The sequence below is a fragment of the Ruegeria sp. C11 genome, from assembly GCF_056537725.1.
In genome coordinates this window covers 143,499-155,983 of sequence record NZ_JBQFSB010000012.1, presented here as the reverse complement: position 1 = coordinate 155,983, position 12,485 = coordinate 143,499, and the positions used below count along the sequence as shown (strand labels likewise).

Sequence of the window (12,485 nt, the reverse complement as noted above, 5' to 3'; positions counted from 1 at the left end):
GGGTAAGGATACCACCGTATACCACAACACACACCACCAAAACGGGTAGGAAAACCCAAATTCAAAGGCAATTTCATATGCTTGGGAAAACAACTGAAGCAATCGACGTCATGCTGGCGGACAGCAATCCGCTGGTGCTCTCGGCAATGTCCGAAATCTTTGAGCGCGACACCCGATTCTCGCTTGTCGCAACCTCGGCAACCGCAGAAGGCTTTCTGGGAATGGTTGTGCGCGTGCCCGTTAAGATCGCCGTCATCGACTGGAACCTGCCCGTTCTTGGGGCTGCGAAGTTGATAGAGGTGCTGCGCGAACAGGAAACCGCGCCTAGGTTCGTCGTCTATGGCGATACAGCAGGAGATATTCCCAGATTGGCGATGCAGGCCGGTGCTGCCGGGTTTGCTGCACGCTCCGGCGAGGTCGAAGGGTTGTTAGAGACCTGTGCCGAAGTGGCAGCGGGCAAAATGGTTTTCCCCTTTATCGACGTGCGCAAGATGCAGCAGGATCCCATACACAGCCTGTCCCGCAAAGAGCGCGCGATTCTGGATGCGCTGGCCAAGGGGATGTCAAATCGGGACCTGTCAAAAGAACTGCAAATCTCGACCAATACGGTGAAATTTCATTTGTCCAACATCTATGAAAAATTGTCGGTGAAGAACCGGGCGCAGGCGATTGCCTATTACTATTCTTCGCAGTTTTCCGGAGGCTCAAAACAGTCATGAGTCTTCAGACGACGGAAGGCTGATTTGCCTGAAAACAACAATCACCCGGAAAATTCAGCCCGGCGTGGGTGCGCCGGGCCTAGAAAGTACAGCCTTTACCTCAGTCGTAAAGGACGGCCGCGATTTCCGGATCATCGATGTTGGATGCATCATAGTAGTAGAAGCCGGTATCGATCAGTCCTGGCACCTCTCCGCCCTTGGTGGCGGCGACGGCCGCTTTGACCGTCTCGTATCCGATGCCAACCGGGTTCTGAGTGATTGCTCCGGCCATCAGGCCGCTTTTGATCGCGTCCTTCTGGGCCTTGCCCGAGTCATAGCCGATGATCACCAGATCCTTGGTGCCAAGTTCCTGCACACCGTTCACCACACCAATCGCTGACCCCTCGTTGGTGCCGAAGATACCTTTCAGGTCTGGGTTTGCAGTCAGAATGGCCTTGGTGACTTCGGTGGACTTCAGGTGGTCGCCCTGACCATATTGTACTGTGACAACCTCGATATCCGGGTATTTATCGGCAATGCGATTAACAAAGCCGTCGCGGCGGTCGATCCCGGTCCGGCTGGTCTGGTCGTGTGCAACAACTGCCACCTTGCCGCTGCCGCCGAGCAGTTCGGCCATCTTGTCGGCTGCCAGCGACGCGGCGGCGACGTTATCGGTGGTCGCGGTGGCCAGGGGGATGTCACTATCGACGCCACTGTCAAAGGCGATCACGGGAATGCCTGCCTCTTGCGCCTGACGCAGCAGGGGGATGGCGGCCTGACTATCCAGCGCGGCAAATCCGATGGCGGCGGGCTTGTTGGCCAGCGCGGCGGCCAGCATGTCGATCTGCCGGTCCACCATCGTTTCATTGTCGGGGCCTTCGAATGTGATCCGAACACCCTCTTCGTTGGCGGCCTGTTCCGCACCGGCCTTCACCGCCTGCCAGAACTGGTGCTGGAAACCTTTCGAGACCAGCGGAACATAGATTTCCTCGGCAAAGGCAGTGGACGCGGGAGCGCTGAGCGCCACAGCGCTGAGAGCCCCGAGAATTAAGCGGCGTGAAAGCATGTCTTCTCCTCCTGTTGAGTCTTTATCCTGTTGAATTTTCTATTGGTTTTGCCTGTATTGAAGTTGCCTCAGCTCGTTTTTCCGCGGCGCACCATATCGGCGTAGACCGCAAGGATGATGATGGCGCCGGTCACCACCGTTTGCCATTCCTGCGCCACTGACAGGACGCGCAGCCCGTTGGTCAGAACTGCCATTATCAGGGCGCCGATCAGCGTTCCCAGGATGGTGCCCCGCCCGCCGGACAGGGATGTGCCGCCGATGACCACCGCGGCAATCGCCTCCAACTCATACCCAAGCCCCAAAGCGGGCTGGGCCGAGTTCAGGCGTGAAGCGATGAGGACGCCCGCGATCCCGCAGATGCCGCCGGCAAGGGCATAGATCCGCATTTTCCAGGCATCTGTGTTCACACCCGACAGGCGCACCGCCTCTTCGTTTGAACCCAGGGCAAATGTGTACCGGCCCAGCACGGTACGGCTGAGGATGTACGACGTGGCAATGGCCACCAGAAACAGGATCAGCACACCGTTCGGGATGGGCAGGCCGGGAAAAACATCGCCGATCAGCGATCCGCGCGAGATTTGGTCAAAGCCGGGTGTATCATTGAAATAGATCGGTCGCGTTCCGGAAATCACCAGCGACAGGCCCTTGAGGATCAGCATCATGCCGAGTGTCGCGATGAACGGAGGGATCTTCATTTTGGCGACGAACGTGCCCGAGCACAGGCCGCAGAAGGCACCGGCGGCAATGGCCGCGATCACGCCAAGCAAAAGCGGCATGCCCAGATAGGTCAGAACCACCCCGGCGATGACGGCGCAAAAGGTCATCAATGTGCCCACCGACAGATCGATGCCGCCGGTAATGATGACCAGCGTCACGCCCACGGCAAGCACCCCATTGACCGATGTTGCCTGCAAGATGGCGATCATGTTCGAGGTCTGCATGAAGTTGGGAGACGCTATCGAGAATCCGATCAGCAGGGCGATGAGGCTGGCAAAGGCCAGCAGCTTTTGATAGGCGCCCGTGTCGGTCAGCGGAGCCAGCGGCTTTTTTTGCTTCACGTCGGTTGCAGTGGTCATTGATGTGTCCCCGTTGCGTGCTCTGACACCTGCATTGCCGCTTCGCGTTGCGTGGCCAGTTTCATTATTTCTTCCTGCGTGGCCGTTTTGCCGCCGGGCAGGATTCCGGTCAGGCGCCCTTCGCACATGACAGCGATGCGATGGCTCAGCCGTAAGATTTCAGGCAATTCCGACGAGATCACGATGATCGCCTTGCCGTCGGCTGCCAGCTCTTCAAGAAGTTTGTAAATTTCGGATTTCGCGCCGACATCGATCCCGCGCGTCGGTTCGTCGAAGATCAGAATGTCGCAATCACGCAGCAGCCATTTGGCGATGACAACTTTCTGCTGGTTGCCACCCGACAGCAGCCTGACCTCCTGCGTGTCTGATGGCGTGCGAATGCCTAACTGAGCGATATAGTTCTGCGCTGTGCGCGAAATACCGGCGTCATTCAGGACGCCGCCGCGCCGGGTGAACATGTTCATCGATGCCAAAGCGATGTTGTCGCGGACGTTCATGCCGGTCGCCAGACCGAAATGCTTGCGGTCTTCGGACAGGTATCCGATCCCCGCCTGTACGGCATCGGCGGGGGATGCAATCCCGACGCTTTGACCATGCACGCGAATTTCGCCCGCGTCTTTGGCGTCAGCCCCGAATATGGCGCGCGCGACCTCGGTCCGGCCCGCGCCCATCAGCCCGGCAAAGCCCAGAATTTCACCCTTTCGGACGGAAAAACTGACGTCCTGAATCTCCCTCCCTCGGTTCAGCCCAACGATTTCCAGCGATACTTCGGCTTCGCTCAGGTCCGGAATATCCTGTGGCTCTTCCTTGACCTCCCGCCCGACCATCATGGCGATGATCTGCGAAATGGGTGTCGCGGCGGCATCGACCGTTCCGACGTATTCCCCATCGCGCATGACGGTCACACGGTCGGCGATCTGTTTGAGCTCGTCCATCTTGTGGCTGATATAGACGATGCCTACGCCTTCGGCCTTGAGGCGCCGAATGATCACGAACAGCTCGGCTATCTCGGCATCGTTCAGCGCCGCCGTGGGTTCATCCATGATCAAAACTTTCGAGCGATAGGACAATGCCTTGGCGATCTCGATCATCTGCTGCTTGGCGATGGTCAGATTCCCAACCAGCGTTTTCGGGTCCAGCGACAAATTCATCGAGGCAAAGACCTCTGCCGCCTGGGCGTTCAGCGCGTCGTCGTCCAGACGACCAAACCGTTTGCGCGGTTCGCGCCCGATATAGATGTTCTGAGCGGCAGTCAGATCGTTCATCAGGCTGAGTTCCTGATGGATGATCCCGATGCCAAGGTCCTGTGCGGCGCGCGGAGAGTCCGGATTGACGCTTTGGCCGCCGATCTTCAGTTCGCCTGCATCGCGCTGGTAGATGCCGGACAGGATTTTCATCAACGTCGATTTGCCCGCTCCGTTTTCACCCATCAGGGCGTGAACCTCTCCGGGCTCCAGATCGAACCTCACGGTCTTGAGGGCGTGCACGCCGGGGAAGTGCTTTTCGATCCCCGTCATTTCGACCAGTTTCGTCATTTCTCCTCCCCCGATCCGGTCATGTTGCGCCATTCTTCCGCATCACATCACGGCCCCGATCTGCCAGGGGACGAATTCGACCCCGCCAAATCCAAGTTCTTCGCTTTTGGTCTGTTTGCCGCTGGCAACATCGATCATCAGCTCGAACAGTTCTTCGCCTTTGGCTTCGATGCTGACACCATCGGTGACGATGTCGCCGCAGTTCAGATCCATGTCCTCGGACATGCGTGCATACATTTCGGAGTTTGTGGCCAGCTTGATGCAGGGTGTCGGCTGATACCCCGAGACCGAGCCACGTCCGGTGGTGAACACGATCAGGTTCGCGCCCGAGGCAACTTGTCCGGTGACCGAACAAGGGTCGAAACCGGGGCTGTCCATGAAAACGAAACCCTTTTTGTCGACAAGCTCTCCGAACTTGTAGACATCGCGCAGCGGTGCGCTGCCGCCCTTGGCCACTGCACCAAGAGATTTTTCCAGAATGGTGGTGAGTCCGCCGCGCTTGTTGCCTGGGCTGGGGTTGTTGTCCATCTCACCGCCGTTTCGGGCGGTATAGTCTTCCCACCAGCGCACCCGCTCGACCAGTTTTTCGCCGACTTCGATTGTCTCGGCACGCCGGGTCAAAAGATGCTCGGCCCCATAGATCTCCGAGGTTTCGGACAATATCGTGGTGCCCCCGTGGCGCACCAAAAGGTCCGAGGCGCAGCCCAGGGCCGGATTGGCGGTGATCCCCGAATACCCGTCCGATCCGCCGCATTGCATCCCGACGGTGATCTCACTGACGGGGGCGGGCGCCCGGCTGGCCTGATTGGCCAGTTCAACTATGCCCTGCAGTTCGGTCAGTCCCTTTTCGATGGTCTTTCGCGTCCCGCCTTCATGCTGGATAGTCATATATCGCAGGATGCCGTCAGCCCGGATTGGCCGACCGCCAACCAGATCCGCCACCTGCATCACCTCGCACCCAAGACCGATCAACAGAATGCCACCGAAATTCGGGTGCTGTGCATATCCCGCCAGCGTGCGGAACAGTGTGTCATAACCTTCGCCAGTGCCGGACATTCCGCAGCCCGTGCCGTGCACGATGGGAACAATACCGTCGACATTGGGATAGGCGTCAAGCAGACCGGCTTTTTCGGCCGCTTCCGCGATGAAACGCGCCACGGAACCTGCACAATTCACCGATGTCAGGATGCCGACATAGTTGCGGGTTCCGACTTTGCCATCGGCTCGGTGATAGCCCTGAAACGTCCTATTGCCGCCAATGACGGGAAGGGGTTCGTTCTGGCTGGCAAAGCCATAATCTTGCTGATGCGCGCCCATGCCCAGATTCTGGACGTGAACATGATCACCCACTGCAATGTTGCTTCTGGCCTGGCCGATGATCTGGCCATAGCGAAGAACGTTAGCGCCTGCCGCAATCGGCTTGCTGGCGATCTTGTGGCCGCGGGTGACGGCTGAGGTCAGTGGTGCTTTCAGGCCCGCTACAATCTGCCCGGCAGGCAGATCACGCAGTGCAATGACCACATTGTCCTGTGGCTGTAACTGAACAACATCGCTGGCTTGCGCGTCCACGCTGAGCTTCCTCCTGCCTTGCGTCCGAATTCGCTACGAGTGATGTATGTGCTAGCTTGACTTGAGACACATGTCAACTAACATGTTAGTCTACACGGAGGAATGAATGACCGCCCCAACGGAAATCGATGCAGCCCAACTGAAAGAGATAAGCGCGCTTGAAGGGTCGCTGGCGCAGCGGGTTTACCTGTCGCTCAAGGGCGCCATCCTGTCTTTGGAATTCCTGCCGGGCACGGTTTTGCGCAAAGGGGCAATATGTGAGCAACTGGGTGTATCCCGTTCTCCCGTCTCCGAAGCGATTGCGCGGCTTAGTGCCGAAGGCCTGGTGGACGTGGTTCCCCAATCAGCGACACGTGTTGCCTATTTCTCGATGGCTGAAATCCGCGAAGGTGCATTTTTGCGCGAGGCGCTGGAATTGGCTGCTGTTGCAAAAGTGGCGGAAGACCGAACCGATGAGCAATTGGCGCAACTGACCCGCAACCTGCGTCTGCAAGGTCTGCTGGTCGAAGATCAGGATTTTGCCGGGTTTTATCAGGCGGATGAGGAATTCCACGCGATGCTGATGCAATTTACCGGATTTACGCGTCTGATCGCGGTCGCCCGGATGGTTTCTCTGCAAGTCAGCCGTGCTCGGGTGCTGCTGCTACCAACGCCCGGCCGCGCTGTGGAAACCTATGAAGAGCACCGCGCCATACTCGAGGCTATTCGCAGCCGTGATCCTGCCGCAGCGCAGGCCGCCATGCGCCGCCATCTGGGTCAGTTGCTGCCGCGAATTGAGCCGCTTGAGCAACAACGCCCCGAACTGTTTAGCTCTTCCTGAGACGAGGATTAGTAATGAAAGTAACCGATACCGCACTGCTCAACGCCCGTACTGCCCGGTCTGTGCCGCTGACGCGGATGGGCTTTGGTGGGGCGCCGCTTGGGAACCTGTATCGCAAGGTCAGTGATAAGGATGCGCAGGCCGCTTTGCAGGCGGCGTTTGACGCCGGTATCCGGTATTTCGACACAGCACCGCAATACGGGCTGGGACGGTCAGAGCAGCGTTTTGGTCCTGCAATAGGCAGGTTCGGCCGGACCAACATCCAGCTTTCGACCAAGATCGGTCGCCTGCTGCTGGATTGCGAACCGCATGAAGTGACGCCCGAGGCCTTTGTCGATGTCCCTCAGAAACGGATCGTATACGACTATACCTATGACGGGGTTATGCGGTCATACGAGGCCAGCAAGGCCCGGCTGGATGTTGAAAAGGCGGACATTTTGCTGGTGCATGATGTGTGCGCTTTCAGTCAGGGATCACAGGAGGCATCGGATGCCAAGGTGCGTGAACTTTTTGATGGCGGTGGCTTTCGTGCCCTGACCGAGTTGCGTGCTGCCGGAGAAATCGCTGCCATCGGCGCGGGTGTGAACGAATGGCAGGTCTGCGAACGTCTGCTGGGTCTGGGTGATTTCGATGGTTTCTTACTGGCGGGTCGATACACACTGCTGGAACAGGACGCGCTAGAGAGTTTTCTGCCCCTATGCGTGAAACGCGATGTCGGGATCATTCTGGGTGGCCCGTACAATTCGGGCATTCTGGCGACCGGGGCTGTGCCGGGTGCGAAATACAACTACGCCGACGCCCCGCCCGAAACCCTTGATCGTGTCCGGCGGATCGAGGCGGTCTGCGCCGCCCATAAAACTCCGCTGATCGCCGCCGCGCTGCAATTCGTTTTGGGGCATCCCTGCGTGAAAACGGTTGTCCCCGGTGCGGTTAACGCAGCCGAAGTTCAGGCCAATGTCGCTTTGCTTGAACGCCCGATACCCACGGCGCTATGGTCGGACCTGCGCAATGAAGGGCTGATCCGATACGATGCGCCTTTGCCGACGGAGGGTGCTCATGCTGCGTAACATCGACCCGATCCTGTCGCCTGACCTTCTGCATGCCCTGCGCGCGATGGGGCACGGGGACATGATAGTCATCGCTGATGCGAACTTTCCCGGTGAAAGTCTTGGCCCGCCCTGTATCCGGGCTGATGGCTCCTCTGCCAGCGACGTGCTGCGCGCGGTGTTGTCGGTGATGCCGCTGGATACATTTGCTGAGAACCCGGCGCTGACGATGCAGGTGGTCGGCAACGCGGATGAAACCCCCGAAGCGGTGGCCGATTTTCAGAGCATCATCAATTCGGTTGCAGATAATCCCGCGCAAGCTGCCGGGCTGGAACGTTTCGATTTCTACGAACGTGCCGCGCAATCCTTTGTCGTTGTGCAAACTGGAGAGCGCAGGTTGTACGGCAACATCATTCTGACAAAGGGCGTGATTGGATGAGCCGGATCGACGCGCATCAGCATTTCTGGACTTTGAAGCGGGGCGATTATGGCTGGCTTACGCCAGATCTGGGGCCGATCCACCGGGATTTCGGTCCGCACGATCTGGAACCGCTTTTGCAGACGCATGATATCACCGGTACGATTCTGGTTCAGGCAGCGCCCACGGAAGCTGAGACCCGGTTCATGCTGAACCTTGCCGACAGCAATCCGTATATCAGGGGGGTGGTCGGATGGGTCGATTTTGCAGCCCCGGACGCGCCCGAACGGATCGCCGACCTCGCCCGGCATCCTGCACTGGTCGGGTTGCGGCCGATGATTCAGGATATACCCGACCCTGACTGGATGTTGGGCGAGACGCTGACGCCCGCATTCCAGACAATGTTGGCGCAGGACCTGACATTCGATGCCCTGACATTGCCGAGGCACCTGCCGAACTTGCTGACCCTGTTGCATCGGCATCCTGAAATGCGCGTCGTGATTGATCATGGTTCAAAGCCAGAAATCCGGGATCAAGTGATTGACGGATGGGCGTTGGATATGTCGGTGCTGGCGCACGAGACAGGTGCTTTTTGTAAACTGTCCGGCCTGATGACCGAGGCGGCAGCGGATTGGTCGGTCGAGGACCTGAAACCTTATGTCGGTCATCTGCTGGACTGCTTTGGACCGGATCGCCTGATCTGGGGCAGTGACTGGCCGGTTTGTACGCTGGCAGGGACATATGACCGCTGGATTGAGACCACTGAAACCCTGCTGGCCGAACTTTCCGGGCCAGAGCGGGACGCCGTCCTTGGTGGAAACGCGACCCGCGCTTATCTGTTGAGAGAGTGACATGACCCCTGATCTGGACCCCGCTGGCCTGTGGTTGGGCCGCATTGACGTCCCGGGCATCGGACCTTGTGTCGTAACCCTGCGCAAAAACCATCTGGTGAATATCACCGATCGGGCGGCACCAACTGTCCGTGATATTCTCGAACGCGACGACGCCGTCGAATATGTACGCAGCGCCCCCGGTAAATATCAATGGCCGCTGAACGGCCATCATCGCTGGCTGGCCCCCTGTGACTTTCAGGCTATCAAGGCCTGCGGCGTGACCTTTGCCGGATCAATGGTCGAGCGCGTGATTGAAGAACAGGCGGCGGGCGACCCGGATCGTGCCCACAGTATTCGCGAGAGGATCGGCACACGTATTGGTGAAAGCCTGTCGAATATCGTTCCCGGATCCGACAAGGCCGCCGAGGTGAAACAGGCACTGATCGACGAAGGACTATGGAGCCAGTATCTGGAGGTCGGCATCGGACCTGATGCCGAGGTGTTCACCAAGGCGCAGGTGTTGTCCTCGGTCGGGTTCGGGTCTGATGTGGGCCTGCATCCGATCTCGACCTGGAACAACCCCGAACCCGAGGTTGTGTTGGCTGTGAACTCGGGCGGGCGAATTCAGGGTGCGGCGTTGGGCAACGACGTCAACCTGCGCGATGTGGAGGGTCGCTCGGCGCTTTTGCTGGGCAAGGCCAAGGACAACAACGCGTCCTGCGCGATTGGACCGATGATCCGGCTTTTCGATGACAGCTTCACGCTGGACCATGTACGGCAAGCCGAACTGACCCTGACGGTCATTGGCGAGGACGGATATGTGCTGAATGGAAGCTCATCGATGGCGCAGATCAGCCGCGACCCTGCGGATCTGGTTGCGCAGACTATCGGGCGCCATCATCAGTATCCGGATGGTCTGATGCTGTTTCTTGGCACGCTGTTTGCGCCGACACAGGATCGCGACACGCCGGGGCAGGGGTTCACACACAAGCTGGGCGATGTGGTGAAGGTGGCCTGTCCCGAACTTGGGCAACTGGTCAATACCGTCCGGTTGTCTACCGAATGCCCCGAGTGGAGTTTTGGCGCGACCGCGCTGATGCGAAATCTGGCCGCGCGCGGCCTTTTATGAATGCAGGATAGGCAAAACATGCTGACAGGACACCATCTGATTGCCGGCCATTGGGTTGGCGGCAACGACAGTTTCGATTCTGACCCGGCCAAGGGTCCATCACACAAATTCTACATGGGTAATGCAGAGCTTGTCGACCGCGCAGTCGAAGGGGCTGAGGCGGCTTTTGCCAGCTTCGGCTGGTCCTCGCGCGCCAGTCGTGCGGCCCTGCTGCGGCGCATCGCGGATGAGATTGACGCGCGTGATGATGCGATCACCGAAATCGGGTGTCAGGAAACCGGATTGCCCGAGGCGCGCCTTGTCGGCGAACGTGGACGCACCACCGGCCAGCTACGCCTGTTTGCCGATCATATCGAGCGGTGCGACTATCTTGATGTGCGCCACGACGCGGCCTTGCCTGACCGCGCACCCCTGCCACGGTCCGATCTGCGGCTGGTGCAGCGCCCCATCGGTCCCGTGGCGGTGTTCGGCGCGTCGAATTTCCCGCTGGCCTTCTCGGTTGCGGGTGGCGACACGGCGGCCGCCCTTGCCGCGGGTTGTCCGGTGGTCGTCAAAGGGCACGAGGCCCATCCCGGAACCGGCGAAGTCGTCGCTCAGGCGATCCATGCAGCCCTGACTGCGCTTGACCTGCATCCCGGTATCTTTTCGCTGGTGCAGGGCGGTGCGCGCGAAGTCGGGGAACGGTTGGTCCAGCACCCCCTGATCCGCGCCGTGGGCTTTACCGGATCGTTGCGCGGCGGACGCGCCCTGTTTGACCTGTGTGCGCAACGGCCCGAACCGATCCCGTTCTTTGGCGAGCTGGGGTCGATCAATCCCATGTTCCTGCTGCCCGAAGCCTTGTCAGCAAAGGCTGAGGCCTTGGGTGAAGGCTGGGCAGGGTCCCTGACCATGGGTGTGGGGCAGTTCTGCACCAATCCGGGTGTCGCTGTTGCCATGGCCGGGCCGGATGCCGAGCGTTTTGCCGATGCTGCGCGTCACGCGTTGCAGCAGACCGGGCCGCAGACCATGCTGACGCAAGGCATTGCTGCGGCATATCAAACGGGTGCGGACCAGATGGCACAGCAGGCGAATGTAACACCTCTTCTGAACCCATCCTGTTCCGAGCGGGCGGTGGCCCCAGCATTGTATTCTGTCTCGGGTCGGGACTGGCTAACCAATCCCGACCTGCATCATGAGGTTTTTGGCCCCCTTGGTCTTTTGGTCACTGTTACCGAATTCGACCAGATGATGCAGGTGGCGCGCACCCTTGACGGGCAACTCACCTGTACCCTGCACATGGAGGTTGCGGATCGCGACCGCGCCGCGCAACTGTTACCGGTGCTGGAGCGCAAGGCAGGTCGCCTGATCGCCAATGGTTTCCCTACCGGGGTCGAGGTTTGCGACGCGATGGTGCACGGCGGCCCTTATCCGGCATCCACCAATTTCGGCGCAACCTCAGTCGGGACACTGTCCATCCGGCGGTTCCTGCGCCCTGTCTGCTATCAGGACATGCCAACAGACATTCTTTCGGAATACGAGAGTTAAGGAGATCGAGGTGACAATCGACAATGGACGTTTGGCCGGAAAGCGGTGTCTGATCACTGCGGCGGGTCAGGGCATCGGGCGCGCGACCGCTGAATTGTTTGCCGCACAGGGCGCCGAAGTGATCGCCAGCGATATCAACGCGACCGCGCTTGAGGAACTGGATACGCTGAACGGAATAACGGCGCGGCAGCTTGACGTGACCGATGCTGATGCGGTTTCGCGTGCAATGGCGGAAATTGGACCGCTGGATGTGTTGTTCAACTGTGCCGGATATGTGGCTGGTGGCAGCATTCTGGAGTGTGACGAAAGCGATTGGGATTTCAGTTTCGATCTGAACGTCAAGGCAATGTATCGCCTGTGCAAACTAACGCTTCCGGGGATGTTGGAGCGGGGCGGGGGCTCCATCATCAATATGTCTTCGGTTGCTTCCTCGATAAAGGGTGTGCCGAACCGGTTCGCCTATTGTGCCTCAAAGGCGGCGGTCATCGGCCTGACCAAGTCGATAGCGGCGGATTTCGTCGAACAGGGCATCCGGTGCAATGCGATCTGTCCCGGCACAGTGGACAGCCCCAGCCTGCATGACAGGCTGCGCGCAACCGGCGACTACGACAAGGCGATGCGGGATTTCGTTGCCCGCCAGCCCATGGGGCGCATTGGAACGGCCGGGGAAATTGCCGATCTGGCGCTCTATCTGGCCAGTAACGAAAGCCGGTACACGACCGGCCAGGCCATGGCCATCGACGGTGGCTGGACCATCTGAAGCAAGGGAAA

The 12,485-nt window shown here is 59.3% G+C and carries 12 protein-coding genes; 8 read left to right on the top strand and 4 right to left on the bottom strand.

Annotation, left to right across the window (positions count from 1 at the left end):
• The first annotated feature begins 77 nt into the window (after positions 1–77).
• Positions 78–719: a LuxR C-terminal-related transcriptional regulator gene (locus tag ACR0NA_RS19210; protein ID WP_480450577.1), complete on the top strand. Its 642-nt coding sequence runs from the start codon at positions 78–80 to the stop codon at positions 717–719.
• Between the two features lie 100 nt (positions 720–819).
• On the opposite strand, the gene ACR0NA_RS19205 is transcribed toward ACR0NA_RS19210, so the two are convergent.
• The 4 genes from ACR0NA_RS19205 to ACR0NA_RS19190 all read right to left on the bottom strand — a co-directional run bounded on the left by ACR0NA_RS19205 (position 820) and on the right by ACR0NA_RS19190 (position 5,944).
• A complete protein-coding gene (locus ACR0NA_RS19205) occupies positions 820–1,764 on the bottom strand; it encodes a substrate-binding domain-containing protein (protein WP_480731754.1) in 945 nt (314 codons plus the stop codon).
• A gap of 68 nt (positions 1,765–1,832) precedes the next feature.
• Positions 1,833–2,840 (bottom strand): ABC transporter permease, encoded by a 1,008-nt coding sequence (locus tag ACR0NA_RS19200; protein ID WP_170652641.1) that lies wholly within the window; start codon positions 2,838–2,840, stop codon positions 1,833–1,835.
• The gene (locus ACR0NA_RS19195; RefSeq protein WP_480731751.1) at positions 2,837–4,375 is read right to left on the bottom strand and encodes a sugar ABC transporter ATP-binding protein; all 1,539 of its coding nucleotides are present in this window, start codon (positions 4,373–4,375) and stop codon (positions 2,837–2,839) included. Before ACR0NA_RS19195 ends, ACR0NA_RS19200 begins: the two co-directional genes overlap by 4 nt.
• Before the next feature lie 42 nt (positions 4,376–4,417).
• The gene (locus tag ACR0NA_RS19190; protein WP_480731749.1) at positions 4,418–5,944 is read right to left on the bottom strand and encodes a UxaA family hydrolase; all 1,527 of its coding nucleotides are present in this window, start codon (positions 5,942–5,944) and stop codon (positions 4,418–4,420) included.
• Between the two features lie 106 nt (positions 5,945–6,050).
• On the opposite strand from ACR0NA_RS19190, the gene ACR0NA_RS19185 reads away from it, so the two are divergent.
• From ACR0NA_RS19185 to ACR0NA_RS19155, 7 genes are read left to right on the top strand one after another with little or no spacing between them, the layout of a single operon-like run.
• Entirely contained in the window at positions 6,051–6,764 is a 714-nt protein-coding gene (locus ACR0NA_RS19185) for a GntR family transcriptional regulator (protein WP_170652647.1), read from the top strand.
• Positions 6,765–6,778: 14 nt separating this feature from the next.
• Positions 6,779–7,831 carry an aldo/keto reductase gene (locus ACR0NA_RS19180; protein ID WP_480731746.1) on the top strand — a complete coding sequence of 351 codons (1,053 nt, stop codon included), beginning with the start codon at positions 6,779–6,781 and terminating at the stop codon, positions 7,829–7,831.
• On the top strand, positions 7,821–8,249 hold the full coding sequence (locus ACR0NA_RS19175; RefSeq protein WP_480731744.1) for an RbsD/FucU family protein: 429 nt from the start codon (positions 7,821–7,823) through the stop codon (positions 8,247–8,249). Before ACR0NA_RS19180 ends, ACR0NA_RS19175 begins: the two co-directional genes overlap by 11 nt.
• Complete coding sequence (locus ACR0NA_RS19170) at positions 8,246–9,079, top strand: amidohydrolase family protein (protein ID WP_480731742.1); 834 nt, start codon at positions 8,246–8,248, stop codon at positions 9,077–9,079. Before ACR0NA_RS19175 ends, ACR0NA_RS19170 begins: the two co-directional genes overlap by 4 nt.
• 1 nt (position 9,080) lies before the next feature.
• The gene (locus ACR0NA_RS19165; protein WP_480731740.1) at positions 9,081–10,190 is read left to right on the top strand and encodes a fumarylacetoacetate hydrolase family protein; all 1,110 of its coding nucleotides are present in this window, start codon (positions 9,081–9,083) and stop codon (positions 10,188–10,190) included.
• A gap of 18 nt (positions 10,191–10,208) precedes the next feature.
• Positions 10,209–11,714: an aldehyde dehydrogenase (NADP(+)) gene (locus tag ACR0NA_RS19160; RefSeq protein ID WP_480731738.1), complete on the top strand. Its 1,506-nt coding sequence runs from the start codon at positions 10,209–10,211 to the stop codon at positions 11,712–11,714.
• A 16-nt stretch (positions 11,715–11,730) separates the two neighbouring features.
• Positions 11,731–12,474, top strand: coding sequence for an SDR family oxidoreductase (locus ACR0NA_RS19155; protein ID WP_480731763.1), 744 nt, complete (start codon positions 11,731–11,733; stop codon positions 12,472–12,474).
• The last annotated feature ends 11 nt before the right edge of the window (positions 12,475–12,485 follow it).